Origin of the sequence: Cupriavidus neocaledonicus, assembly GCF_000372525.1 — a bacterium.
Classification (GTDB): Bacteria; Pseudomonadota; Gammaproteobacteria; order Burkholderiales; family Burkholderiaceae; genus Cupriavidus; species Cupriavidus neocaledonicus.
Map to the genome: position 1 here is coordinate 244092 of NZ_AQUR01000106.1, position 24547 is coordinate 268638.

At 68.9% G+C, this 24547-nt stretch carries 18 protein-coding genes; 4 read left to right on the forward strand and 14 right to left on the reverse strand.

Annotation, left to right across the window (positions count from 1 at the left end):
* Nucleotides 1-7: 7 nt before the first annotated feature.
* Genes A3AG_RS0127010 through A3AG_RS0127020 form a run of 3 tightly spaced genes read right to left on the reverse strand, consistent with a single transcriptional unit; the run spans nt 8 to nt 4391 of the window.
* Complete coding sequence (locus tag A3AG_RS0127010; protein ID WP_018008410.1) at nt 8-1261, reverse strand: arsenic transporter; 1254 nt, start codon at nt 1259-1261, stop codon at nt 8-10.
* A complete protein-coding gene (locus A3AG_RS0127015; protein ID WP_018008411.1) occupies nt 1237-3393 on the reverse strand; it encodes a penicillin-binding protein 1A in 2157 nt (718 codons plus the stop codon). Before A3AG_RS0127015 ends, A3AG_RS0127010 begins: the two co-directional genes overlap by 25 nt.
* Before the next feature lie 32 nt (nt 3394-3425).
* On the reverse strand, nt 3426-4391 hold the full coding sequence (locus tag A3AG_RS0127020; protein WP_018008412.1) for an alpha/beta hydrolase: 966 nt from the start codon (nt 4389-4391) through the stop codon (nt 3426-3428).
* A gap of 190 nt (nt 4392-4581) precedes the next feature.
* Between A3AG_RS0127020 and A3AG_RS0127025 the strand changes: the two genes are divergently transcribed.
* A complete protein-coding gene (locus A3AG_RS0127025) occupies nt 4582-4824 on the forward strand; it encodes a hypothetical protein (protein ID WP_010812795.1) in 243 nt (80 codons plus the stop codon).
* 73 nt (nt 4825-4897) lie between these two features.
* On the opposite strand, the gene A3AG_RS0127030 is transcribed toward A3AG_RS0127025, so the two are convergent.
* From A3AG_RS0127030 to A3AG_RS0127080, 11 genes are all read right to left on the reverse strand, one after another.
* The gene (locus A3AG_RS0127030) at nt 4898-5299 is read right to left on the reverse strand and encodes a DUF779 domain-containing protein (RefSeq protein ID WP_018008413.1); all 402 of its coding nucleotides are present in this window, start codon (nt 5297-5299) and stop codon (nt 4898-4900) included.
* A gap of 2 nt (nt 5300-5301) precedes the next feature.
* Nucleotides 5302-6822 (reverse strand): aldehyde dehydrogenase, encoded by a 1521-nt coding sequence (adh, locus tag A3AG_RS0127035; RefSeq protein ID WP_018008414.1) that lies wholly within the window; start codon nt 6820-6822, stop codon nt 5302-5304.
* 288 nt (nt 6823-7110) lie between these two features.
* On the reverse strand, nt 7111-8394 hold the full coding sequence (locus tag A3AG_RS0127040; protein ID WP_018008415.1) for a cytochrome c: 1284 nt from the start codon (nt 8392-8394) through the stop codon (nt 7111-7113).
* Complete coding sequence (locus A3AG_RS0127045) at nt 8394-8954, reverse strand: (2Fe-2S)-binding protein (RefSeq protein WP_018008416.1); 561 nt, start codon at nt 8952-8954, stop codon at nt 8394-8396. Before A3AG_RS0127045 ends, A3AG_RS0127040 begins: the two co-directional genes overlap by 1 nt.
* Nucleotides 8951-11338, reverse strand: a complete 2388-nt coding sequence (locus A3AG_RS0127050; protein WP_018008417.1) for a xanthine dehydrogenase family protein molybdopterin-binding subunit — start codon at nt 11336-11338, stop codon at nt 8951-8953. The genes A3AG_RS0127045 and A3AG_RS0127050 overlap by 4 nt, the downstream gene beginning before the upstream one ends.
* Nucleotides 11339-11650: 312 nt before the next feature.
* Nucleotides 11651-14137 carry a GcvT family protein gene (locus tag A3AG_RS0127055; protein WP_018008418.1) on the reverse strand — a complete coding sequence of 829 codons (2487 nt, stop codon included), beginning with the start codon at nt 14135-14137 and terminating at the stop codon, nt 11651-11653.
* Nucleotides 14138-14237: 100 nt separating this feature from the next.
* On the reverse strand, nt 14238-15089 hold the full coding sequence (locus A3AG_RS0127060) for an EamA family transporter (protein ID WP_018008419.1): 852 nt from the start codon (nt 15087-15089) through the stop codon (nt 14238-14240).
* A gap of 126 nt (nt 15090-15215) precedes the next feature.
* Nucleotides 15216-16349, reverse strand: coding sequence for a 2-aminoethylphosphonate--pyruvate transaminase (locus A3AG_RS0127065; RefSeq protein ID WP_018008420.1), 1134 nt, complete (start codon nt 16347-16349; stop codon nt 15216-15218).
* A 37-nt stretch (nt 16350-16386) separates the two neighbouring features.
* Nucleotides 16387-18225, reverse strand: coding sequence for a putative 2-aminoethylphosphonate ABC transporter permease subunit (locus A3AG_RS0127070; RefSeq protein WP_018008421.1), 1839 nt, complete (start codon nt 18223-18225; stop codon nt 16387-16389).
* A complete protein-coding gene (locus A3AG_RS0127075) occupies nt 18216-19358 on the reverse strand; it encodes a putative 2-aminoethylphosphonate ABC transporter ATP-binding protein (RefSeq protein ID WP_018008422.1) in 1143 nt (380 codons plus the stop codon). Before A3AG_RS0127075 ends, A3AG_RS0127070 begins: the two co-directional genes overlap by 10 nt.
* 93 nt (nt 19359-19451) lie before the next feature.
* A complete protein-coding gene (locus A3AG_RS0127080; RefSeq protein WP_018008423.1) occupies nt 19452-20486 on the reverse strand; it encodes a putative 2-aminoethylphosphonate ABC transporter substrate-binding protein in 1035 nt (344 codons plus the stop codon).
* 264 nt (nt 20487-20750) lie between these two features.
* Here A3AG_RS0127080 and A3AG_RS0127085 point away from each other — a divergent pair, with 264 nt between their 5' ends.
* From A3AG_RS0127085 to phnY, 3 genes are all read left to right on the forward strand, one after another.
* Nucleotides 20751-21470 carry a phosphonate utilization associated transcriptional regulator gene (locus A3AG_RS0127085; protein ID WP_035849810.1) on the forward strand — a complete coding sequence of 240 codons (720 nt, stop codon included), beginning with the start codon at nt 20751-20753 and terminating at the stop codon, nt 21468-21470.
* Between the two features lie 71 nt (nt 21471-21541).
* Nucleotides 21542-22804 carry a phosphonoacetate hydrolase gene (phnA, locus tag A3AG_RS0127090; RefSeq protein WP_018008425.1) on the forward strand — a complete coding sequence of 421 codons (1263 nt, stop codon included), beginning with the start codon at nt 21542-21544 and terminating at the stop codon, nt 22802-22804.
* A 62-nt stretch (nt 22805-22866) separates the two neighbouring features.
* Nucleotides 22867-24330 (forward strand): phosphonoacetaldehyde dehydrogenase, encoded by a 1464-nt coding sequence (gene phnY / locus A3AG_RS0127095; RefSeq protein WP_018008426.1) that lies wholly within the window; start codon nt 22867-22869, stop codon nt 24328-24330.
* The last annotated feature ends 217 nt before the right edge of the window (nt 24331-24547 follow it).

Consider the following 24547-nt stretch of genomic DNA (forward strand, 5'->3'; position numbering starts at 1 on the left):
CGGCGTCCTAAAGCAGCAGCAGCGCCAGCGCCGGCAGCATGGCCGCCGGCATCACCACCGCGCCCACGCGCAGGAACTGGCCGGCGCTGACCATATGCCCCTCGCGCCGCAGCGCGGTGAGCCACAGCAGCGTGGCGAGCGAGCCGGTGACCGACAGGTTGGGGCCCAGGTCGATGCCGATCAGCACCGCGCCGCTGACCGCGTGCGAGGCCTGCCCGGCCGCGAGCGCCGAAGCCCCGATCAGTCCGGCCGGCAGGTTGTTGACGACATTGCCTGCCAGCGCCACCACCGCGCCCACGCCCAGCAGCGCCAGCGCGCCGCCGTCGCGCGAGGCCGCCGCCACGGCGTCGGCAAGCGGGCGGATCACCGCGGTCTGCTCCAGCGCCGCCACCAGCACGAACAGGCCGGCCACCATCGGCAGCACGCTCCATGACACCTCGCGCAGCGTCGGCCACAGCAGTTCGCGCCGGGTGGCGCAGACCAGCAGCAGCGTCGCCACGCCCGCGGCGCAGGTGGGCCAGCCCAGCGGGTTGCCGCGCAGCGAGGCCACCAGCAGCACCAGACCGGTCAGTACGATGCCCAGCGCGCTCATCCACGCCTGCAGCGACAGCGGCGGTACCGGCACGTCATCGGCGATGGGCTCGGCCAGTGCCGCGCGCTGGGTCCACCACAGCGCCGCCAGCGTGGCCAGGATCGCGGCCAGCGACGGCAGCGCGAAGCTCGCCAGCCATCCGGCCAGCGCCGGCATGCGCTCGCCGAAGATCACCAGGTTGGCCGGGTTGGAAATCGGCAGCACGAAGCTGGCCGCGTTGGCGATGAAGGCGCAGGCGTACAGGTAGGGCAGCGGCCGGCGCACGCGCGCGGCGCGGGTCGCGGCCAGCACCGCGGGCGTCAGCACCACGGCGGTGGCGTCGTTGGACATGAACGCCGTCACCAGGGTGCCGAAGCCGTACACCAGCAGAAACAGCCGCGGCGCCGAGCCGCGCGCCTGGCGCACGGCGAGCGCGGCAACGTGGTCGAACAGCCCGGTCTTGCGGGCCAGTTCCGCGATCAGCATCATGCCGGCCAGGAACAGGTACACGTCGTAGCCGCGCAGCACCGCGGCGAAGGCATCGGGCAGCGCCATCAGGCCGGTGGCGCACAGCAGCAGGGCGCCGCCGGCAGCCCAGAAGGCTTCGGGCAGGCGGAAGGGGCGGAACAGGACGCCAGCGGTGGTCAGCGCGGCGACCGACCAGATCAGCAGCGGGCTGTGGCTGGACATCGGATTCGGGACGGAAATTGGGAAAGGCGCAAGTACAGCGGGTTGTCGGCCGGCGCAGCCGGCGTGGCGGCGCCAGGCGCCGCGCTGGTGACGGGGGTCGGCGCGGCCGGGGCCGCGGGTGAGGGGCTGCCGAGGTTGCTCGCGACCGGATCGGTCAGCGGCTGGCTGGCCGGCGCAGCCGCGGGCGCCGGCGGCGGGAAGCCGATCGCGGCGATGCCCTGGCTGCCGTCGGCATTCTCGGCGTAGATCCAGTCGCCGCCGGTCTGCACCACGCCGGCGGGCGGCGGCACGTCGTGCACCGGCACGCCGGCCAGGCGGCCTTCCATGTAGGCGGCCCACACCGGCAGCGCGGTGGTGGCGCCGAACTCATGCTCGCCCAAGCTGCGGTTGTCGTCATAGCCCATCCACGCCACCGTGACCACGCCGCCGGCATAGCCGGCGAACCAGCCGTCGACCGAGTCGTTGGTGGTGCCGGTCTTGCCCGCCACGTCGTCGCGGCGCAGGTAGCGGCGCACGCCGCTGCCGGTGCCGGCATCGACCACGCTGCGCAGCAGGCTGTCCATCACGAAGGCGTTGCGCGCGCTGACCACGGGCGGCGGCGCGGGCCGCTCCTGTGCGTCCCGCGCGGCGCTGAACAGCACATTGCCCTCGCTGTCGGTGATGCGCTCGATCAGGTAGGGCTCGACGCGGTGGCCGCCGTTGGCAAACACGCCATAGGCCGCGGCCAGGCGCAGCGGCGAGGTGGTGCCGGTGCCCAGCGCCAGCGGCAGGTAGCGCGGCAGCCGCCTGGGCGAGAAGCCGAAGCGGCTGGCGAATTCCACCGCATAGGGAATGCCGATCGCCTGCAGCGTGCGGATCGCGGGCAGGTTGCGCGATTCGGCCAGCGCCTGGCGCACGCTGACGGGGCCGACAAAGCGCCCGTCGTCGTTGGCGGGCTGCCAGCGCGAACCATTCGGCAGCGGCGCGTCGTTGATCAGCGTGCCGGGCGACACGCCGCGCTCCAGCGCCGCGGCATAGACAAAGGGCTTGAAGGTGGAGCCGGGCTGGCGCAGCGCCTGGGTGGCGTGGTTGAAGCGGTTGGCGGTGAAATCGGCGCCGCCGACCATGGCCTCGATCGCGCCGGTGCCGGGGTCGAGCGAGACCAGCGCGGCCTGCGGCCCTTGCGACAGATCCCTGACGAACTTGCGGTGGCGGCGCGCGTAGCTTTCCAGCCCGCCGTGCACGGCATCGTAGGCCAGGGTCTGGCGCACCGACGACACCGTGGTGTAGACGTTCAGGCCGCGCGTGTAGGCGTCGTCGCCGAAGCGCTCGCGCGCCAGCTGGCGCGCCAGTTCGGCCACGTACTCCGCATGGCCGGCAAAGCTGCCGGGGCTGTCGTCGCTGATGGCCAGGCGCGCGGCGCGGGCCTCGCGGTAATCGTCCTGGCTGATCATGCCCAGCGCCAGCATGCGACCCAGCACATACTCCTGGCGCCGCTTGGCGCGCGCGAAATTGACCACCGGGTTCATCGTCGAAGGCGCCTTCGGCAGGCCGGCCAGCATCGCGGTCTCGGCCAGCGACAGCGACGCCAGCGGCTTGCCGAAGTACGCATGCGCGGCGCTGCCGAAGCCATAGGCATGCTCGCCCAGGTAGACCTGGTTCATGTACAGCTCGAGGATGCGGTCCTTGGGCAGTGCGTGGTCGATGCGCCAGGCCAGCAGCATCTCGTACCATTTGCGCGCCAGCGTCTTCTCGCGCGACAGGTAGAACGCGCGCGCCACCTGCATGGTGATGGTGGAAGCGCCCTGGGCGTAGCCCTGGCCGAGGTTGGCCAGCGCGGCGCGGAACAGGCCGGGGACGTCGATGCCCTGGTGCTGGTAGAACTGGTCGTCCTCGGCCGCGAGCAGCGCCTGCACCATTTGCCTCGGGATCTGCTCGAAGGCAATGAACTCGCGGTGCTCGCTGCCGAACTCGCCGATCTGGACGTTGTCGCTGGTGTAGATGCGCAGCGGCACGTCGGGCCGGTAGTCGCGCAGCGCATCGACGGGGGGAAGCTGGCGCAGGCTGACCACGGCGGCAAAACCGGCCAGCAAGGCGCCGGCGGCAGCCAGCGCCAGTGCGGCGCCGCCTGCCTTGACTGCGAATTTTTTCATGGGCCGCATTTTACCCGCTGCCGCCGGCCGGCTCAGCGGTTGGCGGCCAGCGGCAGCGGATTGCCCAGCTCGTCATGGTCGACCGGCAGCGGCGGGGGCGCGGCCGGCGCCGGCCGCGGCGCCGGCTGGGCCGGTTGCGCCGGTTGCGCCGGCTGCGTCACGGCCTGGACCGCGGCCGCGCGCAGGCGCGCCTGGCTGTGCTGGCGGGCGAAGTCGCACAGCGCCAACCAGGTTTCCTCGCGCTCGATGATGGTGAAGTGATCGGTATCCGGCACGGTTTGCAGCGCCACCGGGCCGGGCCAGGCTGCCATCAGCCGCTCCGAGCAGGCGTGCGGCACCACTTCGTCGGTGGCCGCCAGCAACACCTTGGTGCTCTGCACGACCTTTTTGCAATGCGAGATCGAGTCGAAGTGGTGGCGCATCAGCTGGCGCAGCGGCACCAGCGGAAAGCGCTTGCGCACCAGCTCGAGCAGCGAGTCGTAGGGGGTGATCAGCTGCAGGCTCTCGAAATCCTGCAGGTCGGCCAGCTGGATCGCCACGCCGGTGCCCAGGCTGCGTCCCACCACGTGCACGCGGGTGTCGGGGAACACGCGCCGCACATGCAGCAGGAACTGGCTGGCGTCGGCCACCGCCGCGCTCTCGGACGGGCGCCCGTCGGAGTGGCCCAGGCCGCGGTAATCGTAGGTGGCGAAGCCCATGCCGGCCGGCAGCCAACGCGCGTATTGCAGCGTTTCGAGCACATCTTCGCCGCGGCCCGGCAGGTAGAACAGCAGGTCGCGCACGCTGTCGCCGGGCGCGTGGTAGATGTAGCCGCGCACCACGCCGCCGGGGATCAGATGGGAATAGCCGATGATGCCGTCGGGCAGGTCGCGCGGCGGGCGCCGGCGCGCGTCGAACAGCAGCCGGTCCTGGTTCAGGGTCAGGTAGGTCCAGTAGCAGGCGAAGCCGCTGGCGGTCATCAGCGCGGCGGCCAGCGCGCGGCGGGTGGTCAATGGCATGGCATTCGTCAAGGGCCGCGGCCAGGCGTGGCGCGTGTGCGCCGGCCTTGCTGCCCAGCCGCGCAGCCTACCTTATTTTTGCCGGCGGCGTGGCCGCGGCGCAAGCCGGCCGGCGCAGTTCTTGTACGATATGCCTCATTCAGGCGCGCGCACCCCACCGAGACGACGCGCCTTCAGGGAGCCAACCGGCATGAGCGAACAGAAGCACGAGCAATACCGCGCCGAAGAGGCGCAGGCCATGGAGCGCGTGGTTGCGGCCACGCGGCAGGTGCAGGTCGCCTTCACGGCGCTGCAGGCCCACTATCCGCCGCAGGGCAGCGGCAAGCCGTCGAAACTGGCGCTGCAGACCTTCGACGCGGCGCTGCAGGCGCTGGAGGACGCCCAGGCGACCTTCGACGAGATCCTGAACGACCTGCTCGACGAGAAACGCTGAGCCGCCGGGGATGGCGTGCGGGCATCCATGGCCCGCACGCCATCGCACCACGCGGTAACACGGGATGACGGCATTACGGTTCCGGCTGCGCCGCCAGCCACGCCGACTCTGCATCGCTGAACAGCTCGGAACGCGTCAGGAAGCGTTTGCCCGTGCGCCCCTCCAGCGAGAACATCCCGCCCGCGCCCGGCACCACGTCGATCACCAGCCGGGTGTGGCGCCAGTACTCGAACTGCGCGCGCGTCATGTAGAACGCGGCGCCGCCGATCCGGCCCAGGCAGACATCGCCCGGGCCCAGCAGCAGCTCGCCGGCGGGATAGCACATCGGCGCGCTGCCGTCGCAGCAGCCGCCCGACTGGTGGAACATCAGCGGGCCGTGCCGCGCGGCCAGCTCGGCGATCAGCGCCAGCGCGGCCGGCGTTGCCACCACGCGCTCGACCGGCGGCGCGGCCGGCGCGGCGCCCGGCTCTGCCATGGTCAGAAGAACCCCAGCGCGTTGGGGCTGTAGCTCACCAGCAGGTTCTTGGTCTGCTGGTAGTGGTCGAGCATCATGCGATGGTTCTCGCGGCCGATGCCGGACTGCTTGTAGCCGCCGAACGCGGCATGGGCCGGATAGGCGTGGTAGCAGTTGGTCCACACACGCCCGGCCTGGATGCCGCGGCCCATGCGGAACGCGCGCGCGCCGTCGCGCGTCCAGACCCCGGCGCCGAGGCCATAGAGCGTGTCGTTGGCGATCGCCAGCGCCTCTTCCTCGTCCTTGAAGGTGGTGACCGAGACCACCGGGCCGAAGATTTCTTCCTGGAAGATGCGCATCTTGTTGTGGCCGGCGAACACGGTGGGCTTGACGTAGTAGCCGCCGGCCAGGTCGCCGTCGAGCACGTTGCGCTCGCCGCCGGTGAGGCACTGCGCGCCTTCCTTGCGCCCCAGGTCGATGTACGACAGGATCTTTTCCAGCTGCTCGGCCGACGCCTGCGCGCCGATCATGGTGCCGGTGTCGAGCGGATGGCCCTGGCGGATCGCGGCGACGCGCTCGAGCGCGCGCTCCATGAAGCGGTCGTAGATCGATTCCTGGATCAGCGCGCGCGACGGGCAGGTGCAGACCTCGCCCTGGTTCAGCGCGAACATGGCGAAGCCTTCCAGCGCCTTGTCGAAGTAGGCGTCGTCGGCGGCGAGCACGTCTTCGAAGAAGATGTTGGGCGACTTGCCGCCCAGTTCCAGCGTGACCGGGATCAGGTTCTGCGAGGCGTACTGCATGATCAGCCGGCCGGTGGTGGTCTCGCCGGTGAATGCCACCTTGCTGATGCGCGGGCTCGATGCCAGCGGCTTGCCGGCCTCCAGGCCGAAGCCGTTGATGACGTTGACCACGCCCGGCGGCAGCAGGTCGCCGATCACTTCCATCAGCACCAGGATCGAGGCGGGCGTCTGTTCGGCGGGCTTCAGCACCACGCAGTTGCCGGCAGCCAGCGCCGGGGCCAGCTTCCAGGTGGCCATCAGCAGCGGGAAATTCCACGGGATGATCTGGCCGACCACGCCCAGCGGCTCATGGAAGTGGTAGGCGATGGTGTCGCCGTCGATCTCGGAAATGCCGCCTTCCTGCGCGCGGATGCAGCCCGCGAAGTAGCGGAAGTGGTCGACCGCCAGCGGCAGGTCGGCGGCGGTGGTCTCGCGCACAGGCTTGCCGTTGTCGATGCTTTCCGCCACGGCCAGCAGCTTCAGGTTGGCTTCGATGCGGTCGGCGATGCGATTCAGGATGTTGGCGCGCTCGGTGGTGGAGGTGCGCGCCCACGCGGCCCTGGCGGCGTGCGCGGCATCCAGCGCAGCGTCGACATCCTGCTGGTTCGAGCGCGGCACGCGCGTGAACGGCTTGCCGGTGATCGGCGTGATGGACTCGAAGTACTCGCCGCCGGCGGGGGGCACCCACTGGCCGCCGATGTAGTTGTCGTACTGCTGCTTGTAGGGGTTGCTGACGCCCAGCTGGGCGATTTCCGCCATGTTCATGTCTCGCTCCGTTCGAGTGATCTGTGTGGTGCCGTCACGGCGTGGGCCGTGCGCACGGGAGCAGATCGCAAGAGGTGTGCCGGGGCGGGAGAGGGTGGAAATCCGGGGAGAAACCGAAGATCTGGCCGCGGAATCGGGCCAGGTGTGCCAGTGCGTGACAGCGGGTGTTCAGGATTGGAACACTCGGCGGATTCGGTGGTTATGCAACAGCGTTAGCGCTTGCTGATATCTCACGCAAGCGCACCCCTCTCCCGCGAAGTGGGAGAGGGGAGCAAACCGGCTGGCGCTTTAATGCCCCGGCCCGGCCGTGCGCAGCGCCTTCACATCACCCGGCTTCACATCGGCCGGCTGCCCACCCCACGTCGCTCGCAGGTAGTTGGCCAGCTGCGCCAGCTCCTCATCGCTCATGCGTTCGGCAAAGCCCGGCATTTCCTGCATTGCCTCCACGCCCGGAAAGCGCTGCGCCGCGATGCCATCGAGCATCGACACGATCAGGTTGCGCGCGTCGGCGTTGCGCACCGTCGAGTTGCCGGCCATCGACACCGCCACGTGCGGCTTGCCTTCGCCCTCGCGGCCGTGGCAGCCGGCGCAGACGGCGACGTAGTGACGGCGGCCCGGCGCGAGTTGCGCGGCATCGGCGCTGATGGCCTTGGCCGGCCGCGGCGCCGGCGGCTGGTCGCCGAGCAGGTAGGTGGTCATCGCGGCCAGGTCGCCCTGGTTCAGGTACTGGCTGCTCAGATGCACCACCGGGTACATCTCGCCGAAGGCCGAGCCTTGCGGCGCGATGCCGGTGGCGAAGAACTGCTGCAGGTCGGCGGCGGTCCAGCCGCGCGCGGCCAGCCCGGCGGGCGTGATGTCCGGCGCGCCGACGCGCGCCAGCGCGGAGCCGGCCAGCGGCTGCGACAGGTCCAGCCGGCCGAACGCGGCGCGCGGCGTGTGGCATTCCGCGCAATGGCCCAGCGCGTTGGACAGGTAGCGGCCGCGCTGCCACGATGCCGAATTGCCCTTTGAAGCGTCCGGCAGCTTGTCCTCGAGGAACAGCAGGTTCCAGCCCGCCAGCGCGAAGCGCAGGTTGTACGGGAACTGCAGGTCGTGCGGGCGGTTGGCCACGGCGGCCGGCTTGACCTGCATCAGGTAGGCGTACATGGCATCCGAATCCGCGCGCGACAGGCCGCGGTACGAGGTGTACGGCATCGCCGGGTAGAGCTGCTTGCCCGGCGCCTTGCCGTCATGCAGCGCCTGGTAGAAGTCGTCCGCGCTCCAGTTGCCGATGCCATGCGTCTTGTCCGGCGTGATGTTGGTGCCGTAGAAGGTGCCGAACGGCGAGGCCAGTGCCACGCCGCCGGCGAACGGCGCGCCCCGCGGCGCGGTATGGCAGGCTGCGCAGTCGGCGGCGCGCACCAGGTAGCGGCCGCGCGCGATCTGTTCGGCGGGCGCAAGCCGGCCCTGCGGCGCCTGGTCGGCGGCGGGGGCAATGGCTTCGGTGCGGCTGCCGCAGCCGGCCATGACCGCGGCCGCGATAGTGGCTGCCAGCGCGGCGCGCGTGGCGATCATCAGGGGCGTGCGCTGCATCACTTGTCGCTCCCGCTGTCCAGCACCAGGCCGGGCGTGCTGGTGATCACGTCCTTCACCGCCTCGTAGTAGCGCACGTAGCCGGTGCAGCGGCAGATGTGGCCGTCCAGCGCCCGGGTGATGGTGGCCTCGACCTGTTCCTTCGGCACCGGCTTGCGCCTGAGCTGTTCCACCAGGATGGTGGCGCCGTTGACGAAGCCTGGCGTGCAGTAGCCGCACTGGAAGCTGAAATGCTCCAGGAACTTCTGCTGCACCGGCGTCAGCTCGACCACCTCGCCTTGCTCGTTGCGCTTGCCGTGGCCTTCCACGGTGCGAACCTTGCGGCCATGGAACCAGTGCGCGCCGGTGATGCAGCTGCGCACTTCCTCGCTGGTGCCGTCGGGCTTGTCGTGGATCACCACGCAGGCGTGGCAGATGCCCTGGCCGCAGCCCAGGCGCGAGCCGGTCAGGTCCAGGTATTCATGCAGGAAATCGATCATCATCAGGCCTTCGGGCACGTCGACCGGGCCGACGTCCTTGCCGTTGATGTTGAGCGTGATGGGCTGGGTGGCGATGCTCATGCCAGTACCTCCTGGATCTTGGCCGCCGTCACCGGCAGGTCGGTGAAGCGGTGGCCGATGGCATGCGCGATGCCGTTGACGATGGCACCCACCACCGGGATCATCACCACCTCGGCGATGCCCTTGGGCGGGTCGGTTTCGGTGACCGGCGGCAGTACCGTGCCGGTCTGGCTCCACACCGCGACGTCGCTGGCGCGCGGAAGGTGGTAGCGGTTGAAGTTCCAGGTGCCGTTGCCGGGGCCGTCCTCGTACAGCGGCAGGTATTCATGCAGCCCGCCGGCGCTGAGCTTGCCGTCGACCCAGCGCGCGTCTTCCACGCGCACCACCAGCGAGGCCGCCTGGCCGCCGCCGATGCCCTGGCTCCAGATCGCCATCGCCGCCGGCCACAGGCCGTGCAGGAACACCACGCGCGCGGCCTCGCGCGTGCTGTGGGTGAAGTAGTAGGCCGAGTTGGTGGCGCTGGCGGGCGACGCATAGGCCGGCGACCAGCGCGGGTTGGCCGACAGCCTGTCCTGCTCGGCCTGGCTCATCAGGTAGGGGTCGCCGGAGGTGGTCACCGGCAGGTCGGTCCAGTCGGTGACGGAGGTGCGCACCTCGCCCGCGGGCTTGCCCAGCCAGCGCGCCACCGCGGCGGCCTGCGAGGTCGACATGCCGGTGCCGATCTCCGCGCCCGAGTGATGCAGCACGATGCTGCCGTCGACCTTCAGCTCGACCTTGGCGAATGACGCTTCCGCGCCGGTGCCGAAGTCCTTCTGCACGCAGGCAAAGCCCACGCCATAGCGGCGGCCGGGGTGGGCGGCTTCATATTCTGCCTTCTTGCTGGCGCGGTTGGTCCACAGCGGATAGGCCTTCGCCGCTTCCAGCACCTCGTCGACGCGGATCGCCCCGGCGGGAATCGCGCCCTGCGTGTTCTTCATGCCCGAGCGCAGCGCGTTCTTCAGCCGGAACTCGATCGGGTCGAGCCTGAGCTGCTCGGCGAACTCGTCGACCATCATCTCGGTCGCGGCCATGCTCTGCAGCGTGCCATAGCCGCGCGCCGAGCCCGCGTCGACGGCGCGCGAGGCGATCGCCACCGCGGTCAGGTCGTTGTTCGGGAAGTAATAGATCGATTGCGCCGCGGTGGCGCCCACCATCGCCACCGACGGCGAGAAATTGGAGCGTCCGCCGCCGTTGGCCTTCAGGTCGCCCTGGAAGGCCTGGAACAGGCCGGTCTTGCGGTCCACCGCGATGCGGTAGCGCATCCTGAAGGCGTGGCGCTTGATCGCGGTCTGGAACTGCTCGTAGCGGTCGTTGGCCAGCCGCACCGGCTTGCCGTCGGCGTACAGCGCCGTGACCAGGCCATAGAACGGGAAGTTGTAGTGGTCCTTGGAGCCGTAGCCGACCGTGTAGCACGGGTGCAGGAACACCTGCTTCACCGGGAATGCGCCCCTGGCCTTCGCCAGCATCTCGGCCACGCTTTCGGCGACCTCGTTCGGCCCTTGCGTCGGCACCACCATGTGCAGCGCCTGCGCGGCGGCGTCGTACCAGCAGTTGGCGTTGTCGGGCTCGAGCGCGGCGGTATCGACCGACTGCGAGTTGTATTCGCGCTCCAGCACCAGCCAGTCGTCGGATGGCTTTGCCAGTTGCGCGCGGATTCGTGCGGCGTGGTGCATGCCCTGTTCGCCGAGCTGGCCGTGGTCCTTGCCGTCCGGCCAGACCGGCTGGTGCTTGCGCATCATGCTGGGGAACACCGGCGCGTGCTTCAGGCTGGAGAACACGTCGTCGTCATAGGGCGTGGCCCCGCCCACGCGCACGAAGCGGAAGGTGCCCCACGGGTCGCGCTCCAGCGGGCCGGTCCTGGCGCCATAGCGGATCACGTCGTCGCGGAACTTGAGCTTGTCCTTGGCAAAGCGGAAGCGCGCGAAGTCGTGGTAGATCAGGATCGCCACCGCATGGCCCAGGTAGGCGGGCGTCTTGCCCGCGGGCAGCAGCATGTCCTCGCCGTAGAAGACGGGGAAGGCGACGCCGTCGCGGGCCAGGTCGTCGGCGGTGACGACGCGGTCGGGCTTGAGCTCGTCGCCCAGCACGCCGAGGTCGAAGCCTTCGTAGACGCGGTCGGCCCGGGTTGCGCGCAGGATGAAGGCGTGCGACTGCTGCCGCGGCCAGTGCGGCATGTCGCGCGAGCGGATATCGCGCGCGAACACCTTGGCGCCGGTGACCTTGGCGATGCCGTCGATGCGGAACCGGGGGGCGCCGGCCTTGGCGTCCCACTGCACGGGGGTCAGGATCTTGTCTTCGAACAAGGCCGCGAAAGCCTTGCCGCCGATGGGCGCGATATAGACCGACACCCCGGCCACGACGCTGGCTTTGAGGAAGGTGCGCCGTGAAGGGTTGAAGCTGGGCATGGATTTCCTTGGGGGTTGCGCAAGATTGCGCGGCAAGGGCAGCCATCCGCGGGCCAGACCGGGGCTGGCGCGGATACGGTTCAGGTGTTCAGGGGACGCGGCCGCGATGGTGCGGCCGCTGCAGGGCATGGCGTGCCGCCAGTCACTACGGCTGCGGCGCGGGTGAATCGGGGCGGGGCATGGTTGTCATGGTCCTGGCGCTGAACGGCTGCGCTGACCCCGCGATTGTCGCCGTGGCCTAGGGTTTACCTCAAGGCGGGGCGTTGAATAATGGTTATCAGCCGGCGTGAATATTTCCCGCCGGCTTTCCGTTCAGGCCTTGGGCCGTGCCGAGGCCGGATCGTAGGGCGCGCGCAGGTGCACGCGCGCGGGCAGCAGGGCGCCGGCGAGGTCGACGTGATAGCGGCCGGCTTGCAGCCATGCCGCATCGGCCGGCCCGTCCTCGCGCGCCAGCAGCGCCATGCCGACCGGGCAGCCCAGCGTATGGCCGAAGGCGGCGGAACTGAGCGATCCCACCGCGCGAGCACTGCCGTCGGGGCCGGTTCGCAGCACGCCCTCGCCGCCCCACAGCATGGCATCGCTGGCGCCGTCGACCGTCACCACCACCATGCGCCGCTTGGGCGCGCCCGCCTGGCGCAGCCGCAGCAGCGCTTCACGCCCGCGGAAGTCGATGCCGCTGGCCAGCTTGCAGGCGAACGACAGTCCCGCCTCGAACGGATCGACCGACGGCGACAGCTCGCGGCCCCAGGCGCGGTAGCCCTTTTCCAGCCGCAGCGACTCGATCGCGTAGTAGCCGGCATTGACCAGCCCGAGCGTGCGGCCGGCCTCATGCAGGGTCTCGTACACGCCCACCGCGAATTCGACCGGCACGTACAGTTCCCAGCCCAGCTCGCCGACGTAGGTCAGGCGGGTCGCGCGCACGGTGGCGTAGCCGAGGTCGATCTCGCGCGAGCTGCCGAACGGAAAGCCTTCATTGGAGAAATCCGCGCGCGACACCTTCTGCAGCAGCTCGCGCGAGCGCGGCCCCATCACCGCCAGCACCGCGTACTGGCCGGTGACGTCGACGATCACGCAGCGCTTGTCCGCGGGGATCTGCCGCTCGATATAGCTGAAGTCGCGCGTGGTCTGAGCCGACCCGGTCACCACCAGGTACTGGTCGTGCGCCAGCCGTGTCACGGTCAGGTCGGACTCATACGTGCCGCGTTCGTTGAGCATCGCGGTATAGACGGTCTGGCCCGGCGGCACCGCCACGTCGTTGCTCATTACGTACTGCAGCACCGCCTCGGCATCGGCGCCCTTGACCAGGTACTTGGAGAACGAGCTCATGTCGAACAGCGCCACGCCCTCGCGGCAGGCGCGATGCTCGGCACCGCTCCACGGCACCCAGTTCTGCTTGCCGAAGGCGTATTCGATCTGCGGCGACACGCCCGGCGGCGCGAAGAAGTTGGGCCGTTCCCAGCCCATCTTGCTGCCGAAACCGGCGCCGGCATCGCGCAGCTGCGCATACAGGGCAGAGCGGCGGAACGGGCGCGCGGTCTCCAGTTCGCGGTTCGGCCACGGCATCGCGTAATGCAGCCCGAGGGTTTCCTTGACGCGGTCGTGCAGCCAGCCCTGGTTGCCGTTGAAGCCGGCGAAGCGGCGAATGTCGACCGGCCACAGGTCCATGGTGGGCTCGCCCGCGACGATCCATTCGGCCAGCGCCATGCCGGCGCCGCCAGCCGAGGCGATGCCCATCGAGTTGAAGCCCGCGCCGACGTAGAAGTTGCGCAGCTCCGGCGCCTCGCCGAGGATGAAGTTGTTGTCCGGCGTGAAGGATTCCGGGCCGTTGTAGAACTGCTTCACCTGCGCGGTTTCCAGCGCCGGCACGCGCACCAGCGCGTTTTCCATCAGGATCTGGAACTGGTCCCAGTCGTCGGGCAGCAGCTGGAACTCGAACGGCTCCGGGATGCCCTGCATGCCCCAGGGCTTGGCGTCGGGCTCGAAGCCGCCCATCACCAGCCCGCCGACTTCCTCCTTGAAGTAGATAAAGCCATCCGGGTCGCGCATCACCGGCAGGTCGGGGTGCACGCCGGCAATGCGCTCGGTGACGATGTAGTAGTGCTCGGCCGAGTGCAGCGGCACGGTCACGCCGCACATCTGCCCCACCTGGCGTGCCCACTGCCCGGCGCAATTGACCACGATCTCGGCTTCGATGCGGCCTTCGTCGCCGGACTTGTTGCGCCAGCTGACGCCGGTGGCGCGGCCATCGCGGGTATGGACCGCGGTGATCTTCGTGTCCTGCGCAATGCGGGCGCCACGGCTGCGCGCGCCGCGCGCCAGTGCCTGGGTCAGGTCGGTCGGGTTGGCCTTGCCGTCGCCGGGCAGCCAGACCGCGCCGAGCAGGTCGTCGGTGCGCATTACCGGCCAGAGCTCGCCGGCCTGCGCGGGCGAGATCACCTCGCATTCCACCCCATAGGCGCGCGCCACTGCCGCGGTGCGGCGCAATTGCGTCATGCGTTCGGCGGTGCGCGCGACCGACAGCGAGCCGCATTGCTTCCAGCCGGTGCCGAGGCCGGTTTCCGCTTCCAGTTCGCTGTAGAGCTGCGTGGAATAGCGAATCAGCTTCGTCATGCTCTCCTGTGAGCGCAGTTGGCCGACCAGTCCGGCGGCGTGCCAGGTGGTGCCGCACGACAGCTGGCCCTGCTCGAGCAGCACCACGTCGGTCCAGCCGAGCTTGGTCAGGTGGTAGGCAACGCTGCAGCCGATGATGCCGCCGCCGATGATGACGACGCGGGTTTGGGAGGGGAGGGCAGAAGACATGATGTTCAGCGCGCGGCGCGAAGGCGATGGAGGATGAATGCCATGGTATGCCACAAAACGCCAATAAACAACGCAAAACGCAACAAGGCCCGGTAGCGCCTCAACGCGCCAGTTGCAGTGTGACGATGCCCAGCAGCACCAGCGCGGTGGCCACCACGCGGCGCCGGTCGAAGGCCTCGCGCAGCAGGAAGTGCCCCAGCAGCGCGGCAAAGATCACGCTCGACTCGCGCAGCGCCGCCAGCTTGGCGACCGGCGCCATGGTCATGGCCCACAGCATCAGCGCATACGAGCCGACGCGGTTGATGCCGCCGATGCCGGCGCGCTTCCATTCCGTACGCAGCAGCGCCAGCAGCGTCGTACCGCGGCGGGCAAAGGCATAGCCAGGCATGAACACATGCGACATTGCCTGCAGCCAGACGATGTAGGTCAGCACCTCGCCATGGCGCTTGACCGCGGTGCCGTCGATCACGGTGCCGCCCGCCAGGCAGGCCCCCGCCAGCAGCGCGAAGCCAAGCAGGTCGGGCGCCTGCCGGCGCCAGTGCACCAGGCTGACCAGCCCGCAGCAGATCAGCGCGATGCCGGCATAGCCGCCGGGGCCCAGCCGTTCGCTGCCGGTCAGCAACAGCAGCATCGCCACCATCATCGGCGCCGAGCCGCGCATCAGCGGATAGGCCTGGCTGAAGTCGCCGCGGTTGTAGGCGGCCACCAGCGACAGCTTGTAGACCACCTCCAGCGCCACCGTGGCCAGCAGAAACGGCCATACCTGCGGTGCCGGCATCGGCACCACGAACAGGAACGGCAGCGCCACCAGCAGGCAGAAGGTGTCGATCAGCGCCATCGACGACAACCGGTCGCCGCCGATCTTGACGATGGCATTCCACGACGCATGCATCAGCGCCGACAGCATCACGGCAGCAAAGGCGAGGCCGTGGAAATCGGGGGGGAGGGACATGAAGGGGGTGGTTGGTTCTTGTGGTTTGCTGCGTCGGCATGTTTCGCGAACCCGCTTGTTTTCTCCCCTCTCCCGCTTGCGGGAGAGGGGAGCTTGCTGCTGGCGCGATGGGGGACGCTCAACCTGTCAAGCCGCCTCCGCCAGCTGCGCCTGCATCTCGATCCCCATCTCCCGCAGCACCTCGCCGATCGCCGTCACCACGTTGCGCATTTCGTTGTCGTCGATCGCGCCGATGCAGCCGACGCGGAAGGTTTCCACCTGGGTCAGCTTGCCCGGATACAGGATGTAGCCGCGCTCGCGCACCTTGGCGTAGAAGGTCTTGAAGTCATAGCGCGCATCCGCCGGTGCGTGGAAGGTGACGATGATCGGGGCCTGCACCGCCGCCGGCAGGAAGGTGCGGAAGCCGAGCGCGGCCATGCCCGTTACCAGCGTGTCGCAATTGCGGCGATAGCGCGCGCCGCGCACCGGCTGGCCGCCTTCTTCCAGGAACTGGTCCAGCGCCGCGCGGAACGCCGCCACCACGTGCGTGGGCGGGGTGAAGCGCCACTGCGTGGTCTTCTGCATGTAGACGTACTGGTCATAGAGGTCGAGCGCGAGCGAGTGGCTGTTGCCCTGGCTGGCTTCGAGCACGTCTTTCCTCACCAGCACGAAGCCCATGCCGGGCACGCCCTCGATGCACTTGCCGGTGGCGGCCACCAGCGCGTCGAAGGGCATGGTGCGGGCATCGATCTCGATCGCGCCGAACGAGCTCATGGCATCGACGATCAGGCCCTTGCCCAGGCGCTGGCACAGCAGCGCGATGTCCTGCAGCGGGTTGAGCACGCCGGCGCCGGTCTCGCAGTGCACCTGCGCCACGTGCGTGATCGACGGGTCGCGCCGCAGCGCTTCCTCGATCAGCGCGGCGCAGGCGGGCTGGTCTTCCGGGATCGGCAGTTCCACGCTGGCGCGGCCGAGCACCTTGCAGATCTTCAGGATGCGCTGACAATAGGCGCCGTTCTGCGGCACCAGCACCTTGCCGTCGCGCGGCACCACGTTGGCGATGGCGGCTTCCACCGAGAAGGTGCCGCTGCCCTGCATCGGCACGCACACATGGGTGCCTTCGCCGTGGGCGATGCGCACCAGGTCGTCGCACAGGCTGCGCGTGATGGTGTTGAAGGCGGCGTCCCACGAGCCCCAGTCGCGCAGCATGGCTTGCTTGGTGGCGAGCGAGGTGGTCAGGGGGCCGGGGGTCAGAAGGATCGGGTCATTGCCGCGAATCATGTTGAACTCCTGATTGGGAAGGCGTGGAAAGGGAAGGTCAGTCGTTGCCCTGGCCCTGGCGCCAGGCCTGGGTCTTGCAATCGAGCACGCGTTGCAGCAGGTAATAGAGCAGGCAGGCGCCGGCCGAGGTCAGCACCACCAGCGTGGCCATGGCCGCCGCCGGGCCGATGTCGCCGGACTCGTCCAGGTTGACGATCTCGACCGAGGCCAGCTTGGTGTCGGCGCCGTACAGGAACACCACCGCCGAGACCGTGGTCATGGCATTGATGAACAGGTAGCGCGAGATCTCCAGGATGGCGGGCAGGCAGGCCGGCACCGTGACCTTGAAGAAGGTCTTGTAGAACGGCACCTTGAGCGATGCCGACACGGCCTCGAACTCGCTGTCGAGCTGCTTGAGCGCGGTCACGGCGGTCAGGTGGCACGACGCGTAGTAGTGGACGATGGTCACCAGAACCAGGATGCCCAGGGTCTGGTACAGCCCGTGCAGCGGGTTGGCCTGCGGCACGAAGAAGAAGATGTAGCCCAGCCCCAGCACCAGCCCCGGCACGCCCATCGGCAGCACCGCCATCAGCCGCACGAAGCCGCGCAGCCAGTCCAGGCCGCGGGTCTTCTCCAGCAGGTAGGCAGTGGCGAAGATGAACACCGGCCCGATCACCGCGGCCAGGCCCGCCATGCGCAGGCTGTTCAGGTAGGAATCGACCACGCCGCCCTCGACCAGCCCGACCCGGTAGTGGTTCAGCGACAGCGAAAAGTTATACGGCCACAGCTTGACGAAGGACGCGTACACCGCCATGCCCATCACCGCCAGCATCAGCGCCGCCATCAGCCAGCAGAACACCGCCATGGCCAGGTCGAAGCGCGGGCTGCGGCGCGGCACGTAGGGCACCGAGCGCGCCGACATCAGCGCCATCTGGCGGCGCTGAACGCGCGCGTCGACGCAGTAGGTCACGGCCACCGGCACCAGCAGCATCAGCGACACCACCGCACCCTGCGAGAAGTCCTGCATGCCGATCACCAGCTTGTAGATGTCGGTCGCCAGCATATGGAAGTTGCCGCCGATCACCTTGGGGATGCCGAAGTCCGAGATCGCATAGGTGAACACCACCATGGCGGCGCTGACCAGCCCGTAGCGCGCGCCCGGCACGGTGATGGTGAAGAACTTGCGCACGGTCGAGGTGCCCAGCGCATCGGCGGCTTCATACAGCCGCGCATCGGTCAGCGACAGCGCCGTGATCAGGATCATCAGCGCATGCGGAAAGGTGGCGAACACCAGCGACGCGACGATGCCCAGCGGCCCGTAGATCTGCGTGCTGCCCATCCACGGCTTGAACAGCCCCTGGTTGCCGAACCAGAAGATGAACGAGATCGCCGCCAGCAACGAGGGCGCCAGCAGCGGGATCAGTGCCAGGTTGCGCAGCAGGCCCTTGCAGGCGATGCGGCTGCGCGTGAGCGCATAGGCAAAGCCGAACGCCAGCGGCACCGTGATGCAGGTGGCCAGCGCCGATACCCACAGGCTGTTCCACACCGATCGCAGCAGCGCGGGCGATTCGAAGTAGGCGCGGAAGTGCGCGATCCCCGCCAGGGTGCCGTCGCGGTTCTGCACGCTCTTGGCGAGGATCATCAAGATCGGCGCCAGCACGAAGCAGGCCAGCGCCAGCGCGGCTAGCGCCAGCAGCACGTGGGCCAGGCGATCGGTCCAGTGCGCGCGCACCGCGGTGGCGACCAGCGCCGGCGAGATCGGCGATGCCTGCGGCGAGGGCTGCGCGCCAGGGTTGACGGGCCCGGTCGGCGCGCTGGCCGAGGCGGGGGCTAGGGTGTCGGTAGCCGGCAGGGAGGCAGACGTGGTGGCCGGCGCCGCAGTGAGGCTCATGCGCATGCGTGGCGGAAGATGCGGATACGGTCAGCGGGAATGGCGAGGCGCAGCCGGTCGCCGGTGTGCGGGCGCAGCTCGTGCAGGTCATTGAGCGAGAGGTCGGCATAGAGCGCGCCACCGTGCGCGGCGGGGACCCCAGCTGCCGCGGGCGCGGCGTCGGGCAGCCGCAGCGTCAGCCGCGAGAAGGCGCCGAGGAATTCGATCTTGTCGACGGTGGCCTCCAGCACGTTGGGGCCATGCTGTTCGATGCCGCGCACGCAGACGTCTTCGGGGCGGAAGAACACCTGCACGTCCTCGTCGGGGCAGCAGCCTGCCGGCGCGGCGCAGCGCATGCGCACGCCGCCCAGGTGCAGCTCGCCGTCGCCGCAAACGCGCGCGCCCAGCATGTTGGTCTTGCCGACGAAGTCCGCCGCGAACGGCGTGGCCGGACGCTGGTAGACCTGCGCCGGGGTGCCGACCTGCTCGATCGCGCCCTGGTTCATCACCACGATGCGGTCCGCCATCGACAGCGCTTCTTCCTGGTCGTGTGTGACCAGGATGGTGGTGATGTTCAGCCGTTGCTGCAGCGCGCGGATCTCGCTGCGCAGCCGCACCCGCACGCGCGCGTCGAGCGCCGACAGCGGCTCGTCGAGCAGCAGCAGGCCGGGCGAGGTGGCCAGCGCGCGCGCGATCGCCACGCGCTGCTGCTGGCCGCCGGACAGTTGCGCCGGGTACTGGCTGCCGCGATCGGGCAGGCCCACCAGCGTGAGCAGTTCCGCCACGCGCGCGCGGCGCTGGTCGCGCGGCATGCGCCGGTTGACCAGGCCGTAGGCGACGTTGTCGGCCACGGTCAGGTTGGGGAACAGCGCGTAGGACTGGAACACGATGCCGTAGTCGCGTTCCATCGGCGGCAGCTTGGAGATATCGCGCCCGCCCTGGTGGATGGTGCCGGCGTTCTGCGATTCCAGCCCCGCGATGATGCGCAGCAGCGTGGTCTTGCCGCAGCCCGACGGGCCCAGGAAGCACAGCAGCTCGCCCTGGCGCACGTCGAGGTCGATATTGTGCAGGGCGACGAAGGCGCCGCTGCTGCCGCCGAAGCGCTTGTGGATGCCTTTCAGGCTGAGGTAGGTCTCGGCCGTGGAAGTGGAGGTCTGCATGGCGTGGGGCCTGGTGTGTTCTGTTGGGGGATCCCGCCGCCGCCGGCCCGCAAGGCGGGCCGGCGGCGCCGGTACAAAACGGCGCTCAGGCGCTCAGGGCTGCTTCTCCGACTTGCTGGCATAGCGCTTCTGCCATTCGGTCAGCACCCGCTCGCGGTTTTTGGCGATATAGCCGAAATCGTTCTTGACCAGCATCTGCTCGTAGTTGGCGGGGATGGTCTCGACCTTCCTCGCCACGCCCGGGTAGGCGACGATGGCCCAGTCTTTGGCGAACAGCTGGTTGGCTTCCTTGCTGGCCAGCCAGTCCAGGTAGCGCTGCGCCGCCTCCATCTTCCTGGTGCCCTTGACGATGCCGGCGGCCTCGATGTCGTAGCCCAGGCCCTCCTTGGGGAAGATCATCTCGATCGGCGCGCCCGCGGCCAGGGTCTTGTGCGCGCGCAACTCGAACGAGATGCCGATCGGGAACTCGCCCGAGCCGGCCTGCTTGCACGGCTTGGATCCGGAATGCGTGTACTGCGCGATGTTCTCGTGCAGCGCGTCCATGTACTTCCAGCCTTCCTGCTCGCCGTAGAGCTGCAGCCACGCGGTCACGTCGAGGAAGCCGGTGCCGGACGAAGCCGGGTTGGGCATCACGATGGCGCCCTTGTAGACCGGCTTGGCCAGGTCCTTCCAGGTTTCGGGGCGCGGCAGGTTGCGCTTCTTGGCTTCGATGGTGTTGAAGCAGATGGTCGCGCCCCAGACATCCAGGCCTACCCAGGAAGGCGGCGTGGCCTTGTCGCTGTAGTCGCGCGTCAGCTTTTCGAAGCCCTTGGGGGTGTAGGGCACCAGCATGCCTTCCTGCTTGAGCAGTTCCAGGCTCGACGCCGCCAGCCCGGCGATCACGTCGGCCTGCGGGTTGGCTTTCTCGGCCAGCGCCTTGGCGGTGATCACGCCGGTGGAGTCGCGCACGTATTTGAGCTCGATATCGGGCGCGACCCTGGCAAAGCCCTCGGCATAAGGCTTGAGGGTCTCGGTTTCCCACGCCGTATAGACGGTGAGGGTGGTCTTCTGCGCCAGCGCGGTGCCGGAGGCGGCTAGCGCAAACAGCGCGGCGGCGGTGCGCAGGGTGGTGGTGAAGGACGGTTGCATGGGGACTCCTTCCGGCATTGTAGGTGGAGAAATGTGTCAATGTGGTGAATCTGTTGCAATGTCACGGGGCGTGCTGCACAACATCGAATCACCGTAGAACCCTTGTGCTACAACACTTGCAAGACATGTGCCCGGCTTCTGGCGCTTGCTTCGTCACCCATCCGACTGCGCCGATGTCTTGATTGTTGACAATATACAAACCGCTTGCTTTAATGGCAACAAGGATTTTCGATACTGCTGAATCCGTCACAAACGGGAGTGTTCATGTCACGCCAAGCTCCGCTGGCGAGCGAAATCACCATCCTGCAGAGCCAGTCGCTGACCACCCTGGTGCAGCGCGAGCTGGAACTGCGGATCATGTCCGGCGAACTGGCGCCCGGCGCCAAGCTCAACGAGATCGAAGTCGCCGGCCAGCTCAACGTCTCGCGCGGCCCGGTGCGGGAGGCCTTCCGTGCGCTGGAGCAGGCCGGCCTGCTGCGCACCGAGAAGAACCGTGGTGTGTACGTGCGCGCGATCTCGGTGGAGGAAGCCGATGAGATCTATGAACTGCGCGCGGTGCTGGACGAATTCATCGGCCGGCAGCTGGCCGCCCGCATCACGCCCGAGAGCCTGCGCGAACTGCGCGCCCTGGTGGAGGCGCTCGACGCGGCGAGCCAGGCGCGCGATGTCGATGAATACACGCGGCTGAACCTGGCCTTCCACGACCGCATGGTCGAGCTGGCCGGCAACCGCAAGCTGCTCGAGACCTACCGGCGCCTGGTCAAGGAACTGACGCTGTTCCGGCGCGAGGCGCTGTCGCGCAGCCACGCCGCCATGCCCGATTCCACCCGCGAGCACCGCGCCATCGTCTCGGCGATTGCCGCGCGTGACGGCAACCTGGCCGCGCGCCTGATGCGCGAGCACGTCGAGCGCGGCCGCGCACGCATGCATGCCGCGGTGGCCCCGGCGGGCCCCGGCACCGGCACCACCGATGACGCCGCCTGAAACCGACCCAGCCTGACCGAAATCCCTCCGGCTACCGCCTTACCGACCGCGATCCCGCACAGGAACCGACCATGCCCGATACCAACGCCCGCACCATTACCGTCAACCAGCGCAGCTATCGCTGGATGCAGCAGCCCGTCGTGGTGGTCTGCGTCGACGGCTGCGAGTTCGATTACCTGGAAGCCGCCGCGGCCAGCGGCCGCGCGCCTTACCTGAAGCGGTTGCTGGAGGCGGGTTCGGCCTTCCGCGGCGCGTGCGTGGTGCCGACCTTCACCAACCCCAACAACCTGTCCATTGTGTGTGGCGCGCCGCCGGCGGTGCACGGCATCTGCGGCAATTACTTCTTTGACCGCAGCGCCAACGGCGGGCGCGGCGAGGAAGTGATGATGAACGACCCCAAGTACCTGCGCGCCGGCACCATCCTGGCTGCCTTTGCCGAGGCCGGCGCCAGCGTCGCGGTGGTCACCGCCAAGGACAAGCTGCGCCGGCTGCTGGGCCACGGCATGCGCGGCATCTGCTTTTCGTCGGAGAAGGCCGACCAGGCCACCATGGCCGAGAACGGCATCGACGGCGTGCTCGAACTGGTGGGCATGCCGGTGCCGGACGTCTATAGCGCGGAGCTGTCTGAGTTTGTCTTCGCCGCCGGCGTGCGCCTGATGGAAACGCGCCGCCCTGACCTGATGTACCTGTCCACCACCGACTATATCCAGCACAAGTTCGCGCCCGGCTCGGACGGCGCCAATGCCTTCTACGCGATGATGGACAAGTACCTGGCGCGGCTGGACCAGCTCGGCTGCGTGGTGGCGCTGACCGCCGACCACGGCATGAACGCCAAGCATGACGCGGCTACCAAGGCACCCAACGTGATCTACCTGCAGGACCACCTGGACGCCTGGCTGGGGCGCGGCGTGGAGCAGGGCGGCGCGCGCGTGATCCTGCCGATCACCGACCCGTACGTGGTCCACCACGGCGCGCTGGGCTCCTACGCCACCATCTACCTGCCGGACGATGCCGACCCGGCCGCGCTCCAGGCGCGCCTGGCGGACCTGCAGGGCGTGGAAAGCGTGCTGACCAACGCCGACGCGTGCGCGCGCTTCGAGCTGCCGCCCGACCGCGTCGGCGACCTGGTGGTCACCAGCGACAAGCACGTGGTGCTGGGCACCAGCCGCAGCCGCCATGACCTGTCCGGCCTCGACGCGCCGCTGCGCTCGCACGGCGGCGTGTCGGAGCAGACCGTGCCGCTGGTGTTCAACCGCGCCACCGCCGGCATTCCCGGCAAGGCCGTGCTGCGCAATTTCGACATCTTCGATGTCGCGCTGAACCACCTGCACTGACCGCCTGGATAGCAGCGGCGGTCGGAGCCGCCGCCTGAACACGCATTGACCGGAGGAGACTCATGAACGCCCCCCAATTTCCCGCTGGCGCCGTCAGCCCCCATTTCCGCGCCGAGGCGCTGCGCATCGACGGCCAGAAGATCGTGCGCGAGCGCGTGATCGAAGTGCGCAACCCGTTCGACGGATCGCTGGTGGGCACCGTGCCCAAGGCCACGCTGGAAGACGTGCGCCGCGCCTTCGAGGTGGGCCAGGCCTACCGCGCCACGCTGACCCGTTACGAGCGCGCCGCCATCCTCAACCGCGCCGCGGCGCTGCTGCGCGAGCGCACCGAGGAGGCATCGGACCTGATCACGCTCGAATCCGGCCTGTCCAAGAAGGATTCGCTGTACGAGATCGGCCGCGTCGCCGACGTGCTCGGCTTTGCCGCCACCGAGGCGCTGCGCGACGATGGCCAGCTGTTCTCGTGCGACCTGACGCCGCACGGCAAGAAGCGTCGCGTGATGACCCAGCGCGAGCCGCTGATGGGCGTGATCAGCGCCATCACGCCGTTCAACCACCCGATGAACCAGGTCGCGCACAAGGTCGCGCCGTCGATCGCCACCAACAACCGCATGGTGCTCAAGCCGTCGGAAAAGGTGCCGCTGTCGGCGTTCTACCTGGCCGACCTGCTGTACGAAGCCGGCCTGCCGCCGCAGATGTTCCAGGTGGTCACCGGCGACCCGCGCGAGATCGCCGACGAGCTGATCACGCACCCGGCGGTGGACCTGGTGACGTTTACCGGTGGCGTCGCGATCGGCAAGTACATTGCCGGCAAGGCCGGCTACAAGCGCGTGGTGCTGGAGCTGGGCGGCAACGACCCGCTGATCGTGCTCGACGACGCCGACCTCGACCGTGCCTCCGACCTCGCGGTGCAGGGCTCGTACAAGAACTCCGGCCAGCGCTGCACCGCGGTCAAGCGCATGCTGGTGCACCAGGCCGTGGCGGCGCGCTTTACCGAACTGGTGGTGGAGAAGACCCGCGCCTGGAAGTACGGCGACCCGATGGACCGTGGGGTCGACATGGGCACCGTCATCGACGAGCAGGCCGCGCAGCTGTTCGAGGCCCGCGTCAACGAGGCGGTGGCGCAGGGGGCGCGGCTGCTGGTCGGCAACCAGCGCAGCGGCGCCAGCTACGCGCCCACGGTGCTCGACCGCGTCGACCCGTCGATGACGGTGGTGCGCGAGGAGACCTTCGGCCCGGTCTCGCCCATCATCACCTTCCGCGACGTGGACGATGCCATCCGCATCTCCAACGGCACCGCGTTCGGGCTGTCGTCGGGGGTCTGCACCAACAATATCGAGGCCTTCACCAGGATCGCCAATTCGCTGCATGTGGGTACCGTCAACCTGTGGGAAGTGCCTGGCTACCGCATCGAGCTGACGCCGTTCGGCGGGATCAAGGATTCGGGGCTGGGCTACAAGGAGGGGGTGCAGGAGGCGGCGAAGAGCTTTACCAACCTGAAGACGATTACGTTGCCGTGGGGGTGAGGCACTGAAGGCATGGCCCGGGCGCTGGTTTGCGCCCCTCTCCCGCTTGCGGGAGAGGGGTCGGGGGAGAGGGCCGGCGCTGGCAATCACGACAGCCCTCACTTCGTGGAGGCTTCGGCCCTCTCCCCAATCCGCTCCCGCAAGCGGGAGACGGAGCCTGCCAGCGGTCGTTTGCAGGGCAGGGTGCCTGCGCACGCCAAGGATAGGCTGCGCTAGA